Source organism: Mycobacteroides saopaulense (genome assembly GCF_001456355.1).
Classification (GTDB): domain Bacteria; phylum Actinomycetota; class Actinomycetes; order Mycobacteriales; family Mycobacteriaceae; genus Mycobacterium; species Mycobacterium saopaulense.
Map to the genome: position 1 here is coordinate 3291486 of NZ_CP010271.1, position 17503 is coordinate 3308988.

General features: G+C 66.6%; 12 protein-coding genes. 2 read left to right on the plus strand and 10 right to left on the minus strand.

Going from position 1 to position 17503, the window contains the following annotated elements:
- Positions 1–92 precede the first annotated feature (92 nt).
- Together MYCSP_RS16515 and MYCSP_RS16520 are read right to left on the minus strand one after the other, a co-directional pair.
- Positions 93–3323 carry an ATP-dependent helicase gene (locus MYCSP_RS16515; protein ID WP_088415649.1) on the minus strand — a complete coding sequence of 1077 codons (3231 nt, stop codon included), beginning with the start codon at positions 3321–3323 and terminating at the stop codon, positions 93–95.
- The gene (locus MYCSP_RS16520; protein WP_083013600.1) at positions 3320–6496 is read right to left on the minus strand and encodes an ATP-dependent helicase; all 3177 of its coding nucleotides are present in this window, start codon (positions 6494–6496) and stop codon (positions 3320–3322) included. The genes MYCSP_RS16515 and MYCSP_RS16520 overlap by 4 nt, the downstream gene beginning before the upstream one ends.
- A gap of 88 nt (positions 6497–6584) precedes the next feature.
- Between MYCSP_RS16520 and MYCSP_RS16525 the strand changes: the two genes are divergently transcribed.
- Positions 6585–7367: an alpha/beta fold hydrolase gene (locus MYCSP_RS16525; protein ID WP_088414407.1), complete on the plus strand. Its 783-nt coding sequence runs from the start codon at positions 6585–6587 to the stop codon at positions 7365–7367.
- Positions 7368–7369: 2 nt separating this feature from the next.
- On the plus strand, positions 7370–7666 hold the full coding sequence (locus MYCSP_RS16530) for an MGMT family protein (protein WP_083013675.1): 297 nt from the start codon (positions 7370–7372) through the stop codon (positions 7664–7666).
- Here MYCSP_RS16530 and MYCSP_RS16535 read toward each other — a convergent pair.
- The 8 genes from MYCSP_RS16535 to MYCSP_RS16570 all read right to left on the minus strand — a co-directional run bounded on the left by MYCSP_RS16535 (position 7640) and on the right by MYCSP_RS16570 (position 17329).
- Positions 7640–8338 (minus strand): sirohydrochlorin chelatase, encoded by a 699-nt coding sequence (locus MYCSP_RS16535; protein WP_083013602.1) that lies wholly within the window; start codon positions 8336–8338, stop codon positions 7640–7642. The genes MYCSP_RS16530 and MYCSP_RS16535 overlap by 27 nt on opposite strands.
- The gene (locus MYCSP_RS16540) at positions 8331–9485 is read right to left on the minus strand and encodes a uroporphyrinogen-III synthase (protein ID WP_083013603.1); all 1155 of its coding nucleotides are present in this window, start codon (positions 9483–9485) and stop codon (positions 8331–8333) included. The genes MYCSP_RS16535 and MYCSP_RS16540 overlap by 8 nt, the downstream gene beginning before the upstream one ends.
- A complete protein-coding gene (nirD, locus tag MYCSP_RS16545; protein WP_083013676.1) occupies positions 9475–9828 on the minus strand; it encodes a nitrite reductase small subunit NirD in 354 nt (117 codons plus the stop codon). Before nirD ends, MYCSP_RS16540 begins: the two co-directional genes overlap by 11 nt.
- A gap of 121 nt (positions 9829–9949) precedes the next feature.
- Positions 9950–12463: a nitrite reductase large subunit NirB gene (gene nirB, locus MYCSP_RS16550; RefSeq protein WP_083013604.1), complete on the minus strand. Its 2514-nt coding sequence runs from the start codon at positions 12461–12463 to the stop codon at positions 9950–9952.
- A 5-nt stretch (positions 12464–12468) separates the two neighbouring features.
- Positions 12469–13914: a nitrate/nitrite transporter gene (locus MYCSP_RS16555; RefSeq protein ID WP_070909595.1), complete on the minus strand. Its 1446-nt coding sequence runs from the start codon at positions 13912–13914 to the stop codon at positions 12469–12471.
- A 134-nt stretch (positions 13915–14048) separates the two neighbouring features.
- Entirely contained in the window at positions 14049–14903 is an 855-nt protein-coding gene (locus MYCSP_RS16560; RefSeq protein WP_005056363.1) for a TIGR02569 family protein, read from the minus strand.
- 110 nt (positions 14904–15013) lie between these two features.
- Positions 15014–16180: an adenylyltransferase/sulfurtransferase MoeZ gene (gene moeZ / locus MYCSP_RS16565; RefSeq protein WP_207565747.1), complete on the minus strand. Its 1167-nt coding sequence runs from the start codon at positions 16178–16180 to the stop codon at positions 15014–15016.
- Between the two features lie 108 nt (positions 16181–16288).
- Positions 16289–17329 carry a DUF3152 domain-containing protein gene (locus tag MYCSP_RS16570; RefSeq protein ID WP_083013677.1) on the minus strand — a complete coding sequence of 347 codons (1041 nt, stop codon included), beginning with the start codon at positions 17327–17329 and terminating at the stop codon, positions 16289–16291.
- Positions 17330–17503: the final 174 nt, after the last annotated feature.

The window sequence follows — 17503 nt, forward strand, 5'->3', positions numbered from 1 at the left end:
GTCCGAGTCACCGGTTGCACGGGTGTCAATCTACTCACATGGCGCCCATGATTCGCGTTGGCTGGTGCGATAGCCGAAATGTCGGGCCGATCTCAGTCGCGGGTCAACTGCCCGAGCTCGGTCGCCTGCGGCAGCTCGGGCAGTTCGGCGGGGGCGACCGTGCGGCCCGTGCGCACGTAGTGGAACACCGCATTTACCCGGGCAGGATCGATCCCCTGCAGCGCGGCCCAGGCGTGCCGGTAGGCGGACAGCTGTAGCGCGGCGGCGTCCATGTCGGGGCCCGACGGCTCGTGACCGGTCTTCCAGTCGACGACAGTCCAGGTGCCGTCGCCGGATGCGAACACGGCATCGATTCGGCCACGCACGACGGTCCCGGCGACGGAAATCTCGAACGGCACCTCGATCTCTGCGGGGGTTCGATCCGCCCACTCGGAGTCCAGGAACGCCGATTGCAGGGCAGCCAGATCCTCGGCGTCCTCGTAATCCCCGTAACCATCTCCGGGCAGATCTTCGAAATCGATGAGCCGCACCGACCCGTAGTGGCGTTGCACCCAGGAGTGGAAGGCCGTGCCGCGACGCGCTTCCAGGTCCGGGCGAGTGGGGCGCGGGCGCATCAGGCGACGCACGAGCGCCTGCGGGTCGTGTCGCAGCTCAACCAGGCTGGTCACCGAAAGATGCTGAGGTAAGACCAGTTCCGGTTGACGATGGGCTTGCTCACGTTCTCGCAGCAGCGCATCGACATCGGCTGCCCACCCCTCGGGATCGTCCTCGTGCTCGCCGGGCGGGGCCGCCGCACCGGCAAGCGCCTCGCGCACCATGAGCGCGCCCGCCTCGACATCGTCGCGTCTGCCCGCGAGCGGGTCGGCGGGCCATTGCGCTTCCACGGTGTGGTCGAGCATGGGGTTGCGTTCACCGGCCGCGGGCGCGGGAGCCCACAGCTCGACAGTCCCACACGCAATGCCTTCGGTAGCCGCGGCCTCGATGACATCGCGCAGCTCGATCAGAAAGTCGGATGGCCCCTTGGGTTTGAGACCGGTCTGGCCCCAATGGTGGCCCGAAACGAAAAGCTTTTCGGCCGAGCGGGTTACCGCCACATACAGCAGACGGCGTTCCTCATCGATGCGGCGGGTGGCCAGGCTGTCCTTGTGCCGCGCGATGGCATCGGAGAGCTGCTTGCGGTTCGTGATGCCCTCAGTGTTCAGCTGCGGAACCCCGAAATGATCGCCCTGGGTCGCGCGATCGCCACGCACCAGCGGCGGCAGCTCGGTGGCGCTGGTCAGCCACGTCGGCGCGGCCACACCCGACGGAAACACCCCGGCGCTCAGATGAGGCACGGCGACCACATCCCATTCCAGCCCCTTGGCCGAGTGCACGGTCAAGATCTGCACCCGCCCCGGACTTGTCGCCACTTCCACAGGCGCAAGGCCTTTTTCGATCTCCCACGCCGCATCCAGGTACTGCAGAAACGCCGAGACCACCCCCACCGGGTCGCTCTGGTCGGCAGCGTCCGCGAATCCGGCGGCCACATCGGTGAAGGCCCGCAACTGGTCCAGGCCGTCCGTGCGCCGTCCGGCGACAAGCTCGACGTCAAGTGCCAACACTCGCTGCACCTCGGCGATCAGATCGGTGAGCGGCATACCGAGCCGACCACGCAATGCGGACAGCTCCCGGCGCAGTGCAGACAGGCGTGTCCAGCCCTGCGGCGAATACTCGTCGGGTGCACCGGGATCGCTGATGGCATCGGCCAGGCACGGAATGTCGGCTTCTTCCCCCAAGCCCTCGTCGATAGCCGCGGAGCCGCCGCGACCGAATGCCGTCGCGCGCCGCCACAGCACCGCCAGATCATGCGCGCCCAGGCGCCACCGCGGCCCGGTCAATACCCGCAACGCGGCGGGACCTGCCGTCGGGTCCGCGACGAGGCGCAGCATCGCCACGGTATCGGCGACCTCCGGCAAGCCCAGCAGGCCCGTCAGTCCGACCACTTCGACCGGAACACCGCGCGCGGCAAGAGCCTCCGCCATGGGGGCCGCATCGCTGTTGCGCCTGACCAGCACCGCAGAAGACGCTGGGCGATTTCCGTCACGGCGCGCGTCTTCGTATACCGAAGCCAATTGCGCTGCGACCCATTCGCGTTCGGCAGCGATGTCACCGAGCAATGCACAGGCGATGTGCCCCGGCACAGCATCCGGCCTGGGGCGCAGGGGCCGCACCGCCACCGAACGCCGGCGGGCCTCCTCCGACACGGCGTTGGCCAGGTGCAGGGCCTCGGGTGGGTTACGCCAGCTGGTACGCAGTTCCCTTGTCGGCGCCGGTGATCCGTCCGGGAGCGGAAAGTCGGTGGTGAACCGGGGCAGATTGGTCGCCGATGCACCGCGCCAACCGTAGATGGATTGGATGGGGTCGCCGACCGCGGTCAAGGCCAGCTCGGGATCGATGCCTCGCCCGAACAACGATGACAACAAGATGCGTTGGGCGTGACCGGTGTCCTGGTACTCGTCGAGCAGCACCACCCGATAGCGATCGCGCTGCGTCTGCCCGACAACGGGGTGGTCGGCGGCCAGGCGCGCCGACAGCGACATCTGCGCTCCGAAATCGAGGACGCCGCGAGCGCGCATCAGTCGAATCAACTGCTCCACGATCACCACGAGCTGTGTTCGCTCCCTCTGCGTTTCGACCAGCCGTAACAGCCAGGCGCTGGGCTGGCCCCCGCGCTGATGGGGACCGGGAGGCAGGGTGTGAATCAGCTGCTCCAACTCACCGTGCGAGGACAGCAGGTCGGCGGTGTCCACCAGGTGTTCGGACAGCTGGCCGGCCAGTGCCAATACCTGAGCGGTGACGGCCCCGGGTGTCTTCTCGGTGTCCAGATCACCGTCAAAATCACAGACCAGCCGGAAAGCCATCTGCCACAGCTGCGTTTCGGTCAGCAGCCGTGCGTTGGGTTCGATGGGCAACAGCAGGCCGTGCTCGCGCAGCAATGTTCCGGCGTAAGCGTGATAAGTCGCAATGACGGGATCGGGCTCATCGGCACCAACGGGGCCCAAGATCCCACTTCCGGCGAGGCGCGCCAGCCGCGACCGGACACGGCGCAACAACTGGCTCGCGGCCTTGCGGGTGAAGGTCAGTCCGAGCACCTGGCCGGGCGTGGCATATCCGTTGGCCACCAGCCACACCACCCGGGCGGCCATGGTCTCGGTCTTACCCGCACCGGCACCAGCGATCACCACCATCGGCCCCGGCGGCGCACCGATGACGGCAGCCTGCTCATCGGTGGGCTCGAAAAGCCCTAACACCCTAGATAATTCGGCCGGAGAGTAAGTACTCATGATCGGCACACCGCCTGGCCATCGGCCTGCGCGGGGCAGCACGCCCGCAGCGGGCAGTGCCCGCACCCCTCGTTGACTCGGGCGACGAACATCGGCCCTTGAGTGCTCACCGCGGCGGCATGGATGCTCTGGCGCCAGGCGTCCTGCGCGGCCGGGGTCAACGGATCCTGGTGGCGTTGCGTGGCGCCGTCATCGAGATTGGGCTTGGCGATGTACACCAGACGGCCGCCACCGGGTTCCCCCGCCGGTTGCCCCTCGACAAGCCCCTCGGCGGCCGCGATCTGGTAGGTGGCGAGCTGAGCATGCTGTTGCGCATCGTCTTTGGTGGCAGGGCTTTTCCCGGTCTTGATGTCGACGACAACGGGACGCCCCTCGGCATCGCGTTCCAGGCGGTCGATCCGACCCACCAGCCGCACCTGCGGATACTCCGCATGAGTGAGGACCCCGTCGACACCGATCTCACGGCCGACCTCGGTGAGTTCACCGCGGGTGGCCACGCGCCAGGTGGTGAAGGCCTCCAACAGTTCCCGATGCCGACGCAGCTCGTTACGCGCATACCACCGCGACTCGAACGGCATTGATTCCCATGCCTTGTCGAGTTCGCGGTACATCGCATCCGGATCCGCCGCATGCACACCGACAAGCTCATGCACCAGCGTGCCGAGCGCTCTGCGCGGATCGGTGAGATCGGTGCCGCCGTGCCGCTCCAGCAGCCAGCGCAGCGGGCAAGCCATGAGCGTCTCGACATTGGACGGTGACAGACGGACAGGGCCGTCCCCGGCCTGCCACAGCGCATGCTCGCTGCTCACATCGGCAAGCCCGTACCAAGACTCCGGATCGGCGCCGGGGACACCGGCGGCGGCCAGCCGGGCCAACTGCCGGGCCGCGACACTGCGACGGGCTTCGCTCACCGTGCCGTCCGCAGCGGTGACGACGGCCCGCAGCTCTCCGACGAGGTTCGCGGCGGTCAGCGTCCGAGCCTGCGATGTGCCCGAGCGGTATTCGGGCATCACCCATTCCGGGTGGGCGACCATGAGTTCGGTGAGGAAACGGGAGGGCATCGCCGGGCCGCCACCCATCTCGGCATTCTCGTTGTCGACTGCGGTGATCAGCACCCGGCGAGCCGCCCTGCCCACCGCGAGCAGCAGGAGCCGGCGTTCCTCGGCAAGTGCCACCGCAGAGCCGTCGACGTGGGCGGCGTGCTCGATCCCGGCCAGCACGTCCATCAGCTCTTGGGTGCGCAGTACGCCGCCCCGCACCGCGGTGTTCGGCCACAGCCCTTCCTGCACGCCGGGGATCGCGACGACGTCCCACTGACGGCCCACCGCCGCGTGCGCACTGACGATGGAAACCGCATCGGGCTCACGCCGCCTCGCGCGCTGACCCGCGAGCGCGAGCGAGCGAATGTGGTCGATCAGACCGGCCACGCCGATACCCGGTGTGCGCGCTAGGTGTTCGGAAGCGAGATCGAACAGCGCGGACACCGCGTCCAGATCCCGGTCAGCCTGAGCACCCAGCGGGCCCCCGCGTTGAGACAGTCCATCCCAGCGTCGCTGCAGACCCGAGCGAGTCCACGCGGACCACAGCACGTCGAGGACGCCGGCTCCCGATGCGATGGCCTCGCGAGCGGCAGCGATTACCGCGCGTACCCGCCGCAGTGGAGCTGCCTGGATGTCGGTGAGTGCCGCCAGAGGCGTCTCCGCGGCACCGACGAGCACGGCACGCAGCAGCTCTGCGCTGCCGCCAGCCCCACCCCGAGCCTCCTCGGCACGCAGCAATTGGCGGCGTAACCGCCTGAGTGCCACCGGGTCCACCCGACCGAGCGGTCCCGTCACCAAGGTCACGGCATCCTCGTCGCTCAAACCGCCCTGGGCGGCAGAGACCGCCAGCAGCAGGGCGTGCACCGCCGGGACGGAGGCGACGGGCCCGTCGTACGACTCAGCGTGCACAGGAACACCCGCCGACTGCAGGGCACGGCGCAGGGCTGCACCACTGCGCCGCACCGACCGGACGATGACCGCCATCTGCGACCACGGCACGTCATCGATCAAATGAGAGCGACGCAAGAGATCCACGACCAGCGACGCTTCGGCGGTTTCCGTGGGCACCGCGGCCAGACGAACGGCGGCCGCAGCGTTGTCGACTCCGGAGATCGTGCGCGCCGGCGAACTCCCGGGCAGCCGCGCCGCCACCGCGTTCGCGAGTTCGGCAATCGGCGCCGCGCAGCGGTGCGAACCGCCGAGCTCGATTGTCGTGACTCCACTGTCGGCGCTGGGCGTCAGTAGCTGTGTGTCGGCACCGCGGAAACCGAACACACTTTGGTTGGGGTCACCGTTGAACACCGACAGCGAGGCACCCACCGCCAGCAGCCGTACCAACAGCGCCGCCTGCGGGTCAAGATGCTGGGAATCGTCGACGAGAAGCAGATCGATTCGGTCGCGTTCCGCCGCAAGAATTCCCGGCTCAACAGCGAAGGTTTCCAGCACAGAACCGACCAGCTCCGCAGCGCCCAGTGCAGGCACTGTGGCCTGCGGAGCGGCCATTCCGACCGCCGAGCGCAGCAGCATGACCTCCTCGTATTGCCGGGCCAGGTCGGCGACTGCAACCCATTCCGGACGATTGTGGCGTCGCCCGATGGCACGCAGCTCCTTGGGATCGACGCCACGCTCGGTGCAGCGCGCCATCAGATCGCGGACGCCGGTGGCGAAACCGGCCGTCGTCAACGCCGGCCGCAACGACGCCGGCCACGAACCGCCATTGTCTTCGGCATCGCCGCACAACAGTTCCCGCACAATGCTGTCCTGCTCGGCAGCGGTAATGAGGCGCGGCGGCGGATTACCCTGACGCGCCGCGTGGGCCGCGAGCACGGAGAAGGCGTACGAATGCACGGTGCGAACCATGGGTTCGCGGATGGCGACGGCAGCGCGCCGCTCGAACACCGCGGCCGAAATCCGGCTGCGCAGATCGGCGCTCGCCCGGTTCGAGCCCGTGAGCACAAGAATCGACTCCGGGCTCGCACCGGTAGCCGTACGGGCCGCCACGATATCGACCAGCAGACTCGTCTTACCGGTTCCGCTACCGCCCAGCACCACGAATCTGCCCTGGCGGGTCGGATCCAGTAGTTCTGCCGCGGCGCCGTCCCAGGAGCGGGTCGAAGCGGTCGGCGTCGGCATGTGCAGATCACAGCATGAAGGTCCGACAAGCGGATCTGACCTGGGTCTCCATCCCAGATGCGGCCGGGATCGTGGCAGGATTCCTCGGGTGACACCGACGCTGAAGACGCACCGATACGGCCCCGATCAACCCGCACGTCTGTTGGCGTTGCACGGTCTTACCGGACACGGCAGGCGCTGGGCGCCGTTGTTGGACGAACACCTTGCCGACGTCTCTGTCCTGGCACCGGACTTGCTGGGGCACGGGCACTCCCCCGCGACCGCGCCGTGGTCGTTGGAAGCGCACGCCGATGCGGTGGCGGCTGTGCTCGACGAGGCACAAACGGGCCCCATCGTGGTGGTGGCGCACTCGTTCGGCGGCGCCACCGCGCTGCGCCTGGCGGCGCGCAGACCCGACCTCGTCAAGTCGCTCGTACTCCTGGATCCGGCGATCGGACTGGACGGCGACTGGATGCGGCAGATCGCCGATCAGATGGTGGCCTATCCGGACTACACCGACCGCGCAGAGGCCAAATCGGACAAGGTGGCCGGGGCGTGGTCGGACGTCCCGGATGGCGTCATCGAGACCGAACTCGACGAGCACCTGATCTTGCTGCCCAACGGCCGGTGGGGCTGGCGGATGAATCTGCCCGCGGTGGTCACCGCGTGGAGCGAACTGGCGCGTGATATCGCTTTACCGACCAACATCATCCGCGTCACGTTGCTGCGCGCCACCAGAACCACGCCGCCCTACGTGACGCCCGAACTCCTCGACGCACTCCGGGAGGCGCTGGGAGACCGGTTCGAGCTGGTCGACATCGACTGCGATCACATGGTGTCCCAGTCGCGGCCCGTCGAGACCGCCGCCGCGATACGGTCACACCTGGAGTGATCATGGCCTCCGTCACCGAGGAACAGGTCGAGCAGGTGCGCTCACTGGTCGCGTCCATACCTGCCGGACGGGTGGCCACGTACGGCGATATCGCCGAAGCGGCAGGTCTTTCCAGCGCACGGATCGTCGGATGGATCATGCGCACCGACTCTGCCGACCTGCCCTGGCACCGCGTTATCGGCGCCAGTGGGCGGCCCGCACCGCACATCCGGACCCGTCAGCTCGAGCTGCTCCGGGCCGAAGGCGTGCTGGCCGTGGACGGGAGAATCGCGCTACGCGAAGTCCGCCACTGCTTCTAGATCGCCCGCCACCACCGCGGCCGAGGCGAAGCGCCGCACCAGCAGATTCACGATCTCCGGGTGCACGCCCAGCGGTTGCGCCACGCCGTCGGCGCCGCACTCGGCAAGGCGCTGCTGAAACAGCCCTTGCGCCAATAGATATGACGCTATGAAGACGCGCCGACCCGCCGCCCGCGATTGGCTGACCACGTCGGCTACCCGAGGTTCCCCTGTCGCGATGTAGCCCACCTTCACCGGACCGGTGTGGCGTGCCAGCATGCTGGCCGCGGTATGAACCTCCTGGCGGGCACGAGAATCCGAGGATCCCGCCGCGGCGAGTACCACCGCATCACCACGGCGCCAGCCCGCCTCGCGCAGACGTTCCGCCATGACCGTGGCCAGTACCGGATCTGGTCCCAATGCTTGCGTAACGGCAACCTCCGGATGCCCGCTCACCTCGACGTGATGCGGAATATCGTGGTGCACATGGTATCCCGATGCCAGGAAGGCCGGAAGCAGCACCGCGGGACCATCGATCGTCGCCAGCACCTCAGAGGGGGTCGGCCCCAGCACGTCGACGAACGCGGTGCGCACCGAACCGACACACCGGGACACCGCTTCGGCGAGCGCCGCGATGTTCTCGACACCGGCCGCCGAACGGGTTCCATGGGCCACCAATACCAGCTCAGCCATGACATTCCCCAATCGTGGTCGGATCGATCGCCAACCGGTAGCCCCGCTTGACCACTGTCTGAATCACTTTCGGCGCGCCGAGCGCCGCACGCAGCCGGGTCATCGCCGTCTCGACGGCATGTGTGTCGTCCCCACCGCCCGGCAACGCTGCCAATAGGTCCTCGCGCGACACCACCTGACCGGGGCGCACCATCATCCGCTTCATCAAAGCCATTCCCGCCGGGGAGATCTGCCGCGTCTCCCCGTCGACGGCAATTCCACAGCTACGCACGCTGACGATATGACCACCGGCGTGGAAACGCGGTGCCCGCCTTGTCAGTTCGTCGGCAATGTGCCTGGCCAGCGCTCCGAGCCGGGCCCTTTCGGGCTGCGTTGTCGGAACGCCCAGCACCTCCAGCGGCGCGGCCGTCACCGGCCCGACGCACAGCGGCGCCACCCTGGCCCGGAAGGCCGCCAGCAGCTCGTCCAATCGACCGGTTGCCTTGGCGCGACCCAGCATCGAGGCGACCGCGGGTGCACTCGTGAAGCTTATGCCGTCGAGCTCCGCGTTGATGGCCATGGAGATCATGCGGTCCATCGGCCGCTGATCCTCGGGCGGTTCCCAGCGGTACACTGGCACCCGGATCACCTGCGCGCCAGCGATTGTCAGCGCCTCACACAGATCGGCGATGGGTTCCCACTCGGTGGCGGCACCGTGCAGTTGCACGGCGATGCGCCGGCTCTCGACACCCTCTTCGAGCAGGCGATCCAGAACTTCCGCAGACGACTCCGATGCGGGCGACCACTCTTCGCGCAGCCCCGCTTGGCGGATTGCCCCGGTGGCCTTTGGCCCTCGAGCCACCAGACGCCCGGATTCCAATGCGGACTTGAGACTGTCGGCCACACCCCATTCGTCGGCGGCCTCGATCCAGCCGCGGAAGCCTATACCGGTGGTGGCCACCGTCAGATCCGGCGGGCTGGCGATGACGAGTTCAGTTGCCTGCCGCAACTCGGCGTCATCGGCCAACGGGATGATCCGGATTGCCGCGGCATGCACGACGGCAGCCCCTCGGCGCTCCAAGAGCGCGATCAATTCCTCCGCCCGGCGCGCAGCCGTGACACCGATGGTGAACCCGTCGAGCCGACGTTCTTGCTCGCTACGCGGCAACCGCGTTGCGGTGTCGGCTTCTGAGCATTCCGATTTCGACGTTTCCATTGATCACCCGCACCTCGAAGACTGGTAACCGGCGCGACGCATCATCGAGGCAACGCCCGTCAATAAGCGAGAAGACCTGCTTGAGCAGCGGCGACGCCACCGTCGGCTCTCCGCCACGGTCACCGGTCAAACCGCGCGACATGACGGCGGCCTGGCCGTATGGATCGATGTTACCGACCGCGAACAGCTCCCCATTGGGCAGCAGGAACAGCGCGGCCTGCACGTCGTCCGGGAGAAGCACCGCAACACCCCGGCCCGGGGTGAGCGAATCCACCGCACAGACCGTTGACCACACGTACTGGTACCGCCTCATTCGGGGGCGAGCGTCCAGGATTGTCATCTCCGGCCTTTCTTCTCGTTGTGTTGTGTCATGTCTACCGGGGTTGTGTTACCCCGGTATTACCGCCGCCTGTGCCTCATGTTGCGGGCTCGGTGGCGGACCGGAATCCCGGTGTGCCCAGCAGCACGGGCACCTTCCGCGGTCCGCTCTCGTCGAACGCGATGGTCGAGTCGAGCTCGTCGGGCGCGTTCACAAACGACACGAACCGGCGCAGCTTGTCCTGATCCGCCAGAACAGCCGCCCACTCGTCCTGGTATCCCTCGACATGACGCGCCATCGCCGCTTCCAGCTCGTCGGCAATGCCCAGCGAGTCCTCGCACACCACCGCACGGATGTGATCCAGGCCGCCCTCAATGGCTTCCTGCCAGGGCGCGGTGCGCTGCAGCCGGTCCGCGGTACGGATGTAGAACATCAAGTACCGGTCGATGTACTTGATCAGCGTCTCCGAGTCCAAGTCACCGGCAAGCAGTTTGGCGTGCGCGGGAGTCGCGCCACCGTTGCCTCCCACGTACAGGTTCCAGCCGTTCTCGGTGGCGATGACGCCGACGTCCTTGCCCCGGGCTTCGGCGCACTCTCGCGCACAACCGGACACACCCATTTTGAGCTTGTGCGGGGAACGTAGTCCGCGGTAACGCAATTCAAGCTCGACAGCCATTCCCACCGAGTCCTGAACCCCGTACCGGCACCAGGTCGATCCCACGCAGCTCTTCACGGTGCGCAGCGACTTGCCGTAGGCCTGACCGGATTCCATGCCGGCATCGATGAGTCGCTTCCAGATCAGCGGGAGCTGTTCGACGCGGGCACCGAACAAGTCGATGCGCTGACCACCGGTGATCTTGGTGTACAGCCCGAATTCCTTGGCCACTTCCCCGATCACGATGAGCTTCTCCGGGGTCACCTCGCCGCCCGGGAGCCGCGGCACCACCGAATAGGTGCCGTTCTTCTGCATGTTGGCCAGGAAGTGGTCGTTGGTGTCCTGTAGGGCGGCCTGCTCCCCTTCCAGGATGTGGTCGCTGGATGTCGAGGCCAGAATGGACGCGACGGTGGGCTTGCAGATATCGCAGCCGGTTCCGCTGCCGTGCTTGGCGATCAGCTCGGAGAAGGTCCGGATGCCGGTCACCTGAACCACCTGGAACAGTTCGGCACGCGATTGGGTGAAATGCTCACACAGGGCCTTGGACTGCTCGACGCCCTGGGCGGCGAGAATCTGCTTGAGCATGGGAATGCAGCTACCGCAGGATGTTCCGGCGCAGGTAGCCGCCTTGAGGGCGGGCACGTCGGTGGCGCCGTCACAGATGGCACTGCAGATGGCGCCCTTGGTGACCGCGTTGCACGAGCAAATCTGCGCGTCATCGGGCAGCGCACCCACTCCGATTTCCGCACCGGCAGGCGTGATCAGCGAGGCCGGATCCGCGGGCAGCTCCCGGCCGAGCATGGGCCGCAAGGTGCCGTAGGCACTGGCATCGCCGACGAGGATGCCGCCCAACAAGGTTCGCGCATCGTCGGAGACCACGAGTTTGGCGTAGGTGCCCTTGGTGGCATCGTTGAAAACGACCTCCAGGGCGCCCTCGGCGGTGGCGTGTGCGTCACCGAAGCTGGCGACATCCACACCGAGCAGCTTGAGCTTGGTGGACAGATCGGCACCAGGGAATTCGGCACTGCCACCGAGCAGCCGGTCCGCGACGATCTCGGCGGTGGTGTACCCGGGTGCGACAAGCCCGTAGCAGCGACCCTCGATGGCGGCCACTTCGCCGATCGCATAGATGTGCAGATCGCTGGTCTGGCAGCCGATATCGGTGAAGATGCCACCACGCTCGGCCAGTTCCAGTCCACATTCACGGGCCAGTTCATCGCGCGGCCGGATACCCGCCGAGAACACCAGCACCGAAGCGTCGATCGTCGACCCGTCCGACAGTTCGATGGAGAGCGTCCCGTCCTCGGTCGTCTCGATGGCCTTCGTGGAGACGCTGGTGTGCACCGTCAGCCCGAGATCGGTCACCAGGCGATTCAGCAGAGCGCCACCGCCCTCGTCGACCTGCAGGTGCATGAGCCGCGGGTTGAGCTCCACGACGTGCGGTGCCAACCCCATGAGGCGCAACGCATTCGCGGCCTCCAGCCCGAGTAACCCGCCACCGATGACGACGCCCGCGCTGCCGGGCGACTTGTCCGCGGCGGCCTTGATGGCGTCGAGGTCGTCCATGGTGCGGTAGACGAAGCAGCCCTCGGCGTCGCCTCCGGGTACCGGCGGCACGAACGGATACGAGCCGGTGGCCATGACGAGCGCGTCATAGTCCAGCACGATGCCGGCCTCGGTGGTGACCGTCTGAGCCGCCCGGTCGACGCCGACCACCCGGTCCCCGAGATGAAGGGTCACCATCGGGTCGTCGGCGTAGTCGTTTCCGGTGAGCGCCAACGTGTCCCGGTCCCAGCTGTCGATGTATGACGACAGTGCCACCCTGTCGTACGCGGCGTCGACTTCCTCACCGAGAACGGTGATCTGCCACTGATCGGTGGCATCGCGCTCGCGCAGCACCTGGACGAATCGGTGACCGACCATCCCGTGGCCGATGACGACAACCTTCTTGTTCATGAGTTTTACACCGCCACTTCGTTTTTAGAGCTGGAGACGGCCGGAACGGATATGCCCACCGGGCGCCGCACGTACGCGTACCAGGTGACGGCGGCGCACACGACGTAGAAGGCCAGGAAGACCCAGAACGCCATGGTGGCCGACTTGGCGGCGCTGAGGTAGGAGGCGCGGAGCACCAGGTTGATGGCGACGCCGCCCAGCGCACCGATGGCCCCGGCCACACCGATCAGGGCACCCGACATGGTGCGCGACCAGCTCTCATCGTGTCCGGCACTGCGCGCCTTGGCCGCGAAGATCGACGGAATCATCTTGTACACCGAGCCATTGCCGATTCCGGAGACCACGAACAAGATGATGAATCCGATGACATACGCGCTCATGATGGCGCCGGAGGGCGCACCGGTCGCACGGTCGTCGATGGTGCCCGCGGTCACCAGGATCCCCGCACCGAAGATCATCGCGATGAAGGCGTACAGGGAGATCTCGCCGCCGCCGGTACGGTCCGACAGCCAGCCGCCGATAGGCCGCGCGAGCGAGCCCAACAGCGGTCCGATGAATGCGATCTGCGCGGCGTGCAGCGAGGCCTGTGCCGCCGCCTGCGCCGGAGTCAGGCCGCTGTTGGCCAGCCCGGCAAGGAAGTTCAGCTGCAGCACCTGACCGAACGCGAAGCTGAATCCGATAAAGGAACCGAAGGTGCCGATATACAGGAAGGCGATGATCCACGAGTCGCGGTACTTCATCACGTCGATGAGCGAGCGTCCGTCGGTCTTCTGGTTCGCCAGGTTGTCCATGAACAGCGCCGCACCCACGGCCGCGAAGGCGATCAGCACCAGGTAGATGGCGGCCACCCAGTGCGGTGAGCGGTTTCCGGCGGTGGCTATGACCAGCAGGCCGATGACCTGGATCACCGGGACACCGATGTTTCCGCCCCCCGCGTTGAGACCGAGCGCCCAGCCCTTGAACCGTTGCGGGTAAAAGGCATTGATATTGGTCATCGAGGACGCGAAGTTTCCGCCACCGAACCCGGCGACCGCGGCCACGATCATGAACGTCGTGTAGGAGGTCTCGGGGTGCCCCATGAAGTACAGCGTCAGCGCGGTGGGTACGGCCAACACCAGCGCACTGAAGATGGTCCAGTTGCGACCGCCGAACCATGCGGTGGCGAAGGTGTAGGGCAAGCGCAGCACCGCGCCCACCAGGGTCGGCATGGCCACCAGGAAGAATTTTCCGGCAGCGTCGATGTGATAGACGTTCTGCGGCATGAACAGAACCATCACCGACCAGATGGACCACACCGAGAACCCGACGTGTTCGGCCACGACGGACCAGATCAGGTTGCGCCGCGCGACTTTCGCGCCACCGTTCTCCCAGGCGGCGACGTCCTCGGGATCCCAGTTCTCAATCCAGCGTCCGCGCCGTGCAATTGGGGCTGCTGCCGTGTTATTCGCCATGACAGCAAGGTAGAAAATTCTTGTTGCAGCGGCGCTGCTGGCGATGACCGAGCCATCACATCTCGCTCACACGAGTCTGTCATGTGACGGTGAGAATCGGGTCGCGTCACATTCGGACAGAAAAGTGACGCGCGTTACAACGTGAGTCGCACCAGGGCCGCGGTCCGCGCCAATCCCGGGAAAGACTGTGCCGAGGAACGCGGATGCAGGGCATGTACAGCGAGTCGGAAGATCAACGCCCGCAACAACATCTGGGGCCACTCCGGCAGGGTTGCCCACCGCTCGATGAGGCCGTCGTCCGCATCGCCCCACGACAGCGCATCCACCACGGCGACGCCGGCCGCCCAGGACGCGGGCCGCCAATACGGCGTGATGTCGGTGATGCCGGGCGCGGCGGCACCCGCGAAAAGCACAGTGCCGTACAAGTCGCCGTGCACCAGCTGCGGCGGGCTCTTGGTGGGCCTGCGCAGGCTCGCCAATTGGTTGATCAGGTCGATGGAGCGCTGGCCGTCCGGAGAGCCGGGTGATACCCGCGCCGCCGAGGGCCAGGACTGCAGCGGCCGGTCTTCCCATGCTGCACGGTCGGCCGCGATGAACACGTCGACGTCCGCCCAGGGCGCCACCGGCGGCTGGGTGAGGAAACGGGGACGTTCCAGCTTCGAGGTCGCCTCGTGCAGGCGCACCGACAGCGAGACCACTTCGTCGTGCCGGGGCTCGGGCGCACCGGCGACGAATGTGTCCGCGCGCCAACCCGATACGACATAACGCCCGTCGGTGGAGCGCACCGGCCGGGCCAGCCGCACCCCGTCGACGAACAAGGTATCGCGCACCTTGGCCGACCATGCGGCGCGCGCATGGTCCGCTACCAGGGACAACACCACTTCACCGCAGCGCCAGCCGCCCTCCCACGTGGGGCCGAGCTGGACTGGCTTGACGCCGCTGAGCCCGTAAGTCGCGAGCACGTGCTCGGGTGGGCGGTCCACAGTCACGCGGGATACGTTACCGCCTGCAATGAACTGGGTTGTGTTCGCTCGGCGTTCGTGTCGGCGGTCACAGGTGGCACGTCCGTCACATCTGGCTGTTGCTGGTGCCCAGTCGGTCAGTACATGACCATGTCGGGGTCGACCTGTTTGGCCCAGGCCGCGATGCCACCCTGCAGGTGCACCGCATCGGCGAAACCCGCCTTCTTCACGGCCACAAGCGCCTCTGCCGACCGAATACCCGTCTTGCAGTACAGCACCGCCTGACGGTCCTGCGGCAGCTTGGCGAGCCCGTCTCCGGACTCCAGTGTCGACTTGGGCACCAGCTCGGCACCGTCGATGTGAACGATGTCCCATTCGACGGGTTCACGCACGTCGATGAGGGCCACCTTCTTATCCGCGTCCAGCAGTTCCCGCAGTTCACGCGGGGTAATGGTGGAATCAGCGACCGCGGCGGAGGCCTCGTCGCTGATCACCCCGCAGAATGCGTCGTAGTCGATCAGCTCGGTGATCTTGGGCGTGGCCGGGTCCTTGCGGATCTTGATGGTCCGGTACGTCATGTCGAGCGCGTCGTACACCATGAGCCGCCCGAGCAGCGTCTCGCCGATGCCGGTGATCAGCTTGATCGCCTCGGTACCCATCACCGAGGCGATGGAGGCGCACAGGATGCCGAGCACGCCACCCTCGGCGCAGGACGGCACCATGCCTGGAGGCGGCGGCTCGGGGTACAGATCGCGGTAATTCAGGCCTAGCCCGTCGGGCGCGTCTTCCCAGAAGACGGAGACCTGCCCCTCGAAGCGGTAGATGGAGCCCCACACATAGGGCTTGTGCGCCAGCACCGCGGCATCGTTCACCAGATAGCGCGTGGCGAAGTTGTCGGTGCCGTCCAGGATCAGGTCGTACTGCGCGAACAGGTTGACCGCGTTGTCGGGCTCCAGCCGCAGCTCATGCAGCCGCACCTCGATGAGCGGGTTGATCTCCAGCACCGAATCGCGGGCGCTCTGCGCCTTCGACCTGCCGATATCGGACTGACCGTGAATGATTTGGCGCTGCAGGTTGGACTCGTCGACGACGTCGAACTCGACGATGCCGATGGTGCCGACGCCCGCGGCCGCCAGATATAGCAGTGTCGGGGAACCCAAGCCACCGGCGCCGATGACGAGCACCTTGGCGTTTTTCAGGCGTTTCTGCCCGTCCACACCCAGGTCGGGAATGATCAGATGCCGGCTGTACCGGGCGACTTCTTCGCGAGTCAGATCCGCGGCGGGGCTGACCAACGGCGGCAATGTGGGCACCGTGACTCCTGTAATTCGGGTTCCTCAGGGCTGCCTGAGAGGGCTACAGCTACATCAACAGTATCGGGATGCCAACCCTTCCCGGAGTCAGACCGGTGCCTACGGAATCGGATACGGCCAGGGGTTGGTCCGGCACGTCTTGCCGTCGGGCTTGATCGAGTCGGGATCGAACTTCGCCGCGACGTCATTGCTGACGCTGAACGTCTGCTGCATCATCACCGGCGCCAGCTGCTGGTCCTGCTCGCAGGGCTCGTGGCTCCGGTACCCGATGGCGTGTCCCACTTCGTGGTTGATCACGTATTGGCGGTAAGACGTGATATCACCCTGGAACGGGACGGCTCCCCGCACCCAGCGTGCCTCGTTGATGAAGACGCGTTGCTCGCCGTTCTCCCCGTATCTGGGGTTGTAGCAGGAGGATTCGAGCTGAATCTCGTATCCACATCCCTCGCGCACCGTGTCCGGCGAAGTCAGGGAGATACGGAAATCGGGTGTACCGGAGTCGATCCGGATGAATCCGAATTGTGGATTGTGCGTCCAGCTTTTGGGGCTGGCCAGGGTTTGAGTCACCAAGCGCGCGAAGGCCTCATCACCCCCGAAACCCATGGTGTCGACGCCGTCCTCCACCTCGATGGTGTAGGAGAAGACCTTCGCAGCGCCCTGCCCCACCTGGGCGGTCGCTCCGGGCACCACATGCCACGTCCGGGCGCCCTGGGCGGTGAAGGGCTCCCCTTCCGGCAGCACGCCATCGGGCAGGCTCGCATCGAATTGCGTGAGGCCCTTGGGCGGGGCGCCGATGATCGCGTCCCCGAGCGCCCCGATCGACGGCGGGTCGGCGACGGGTTCGTTGGGGCCGGTACCTGCGTGCGAGTGTTCGCGCTGCGTGACGGTCTGATATCCGACGAAAACGGTCAACCCCACCAGCAACGGAATGGCATAGGCACGCCATCCATAGGTGGAGATGAAGCGGCCGAGCCACGTCTGCTTGCGCCAACGGTCGCGATCGCGCCGATCGGAGCGGATACGTCCGCTCCCCTCGGCGAGCGGATCACGCTGGGCGCGCAGTGGCTCGTAACGTTCGGAGGACTCCTGCACAGGGAGTCGACTCATGGATGAGCCGCTTGCGCGAAGACCTTCGGTAATTGTTTCTGGCATGGACCTACGATTATGCGCCCATTGGTGCCGGTCGTAGGTCACCGAGCAAGAATGGCATAGCAACAAGCCATCACGCCTCGGGCACGCCGCCGGGTGCCAGGAGTACTGTCTGTAGTTCGGGTTCAAGCGGATTGAATGCCCGCTTGAGTGAGATGGCGTAGG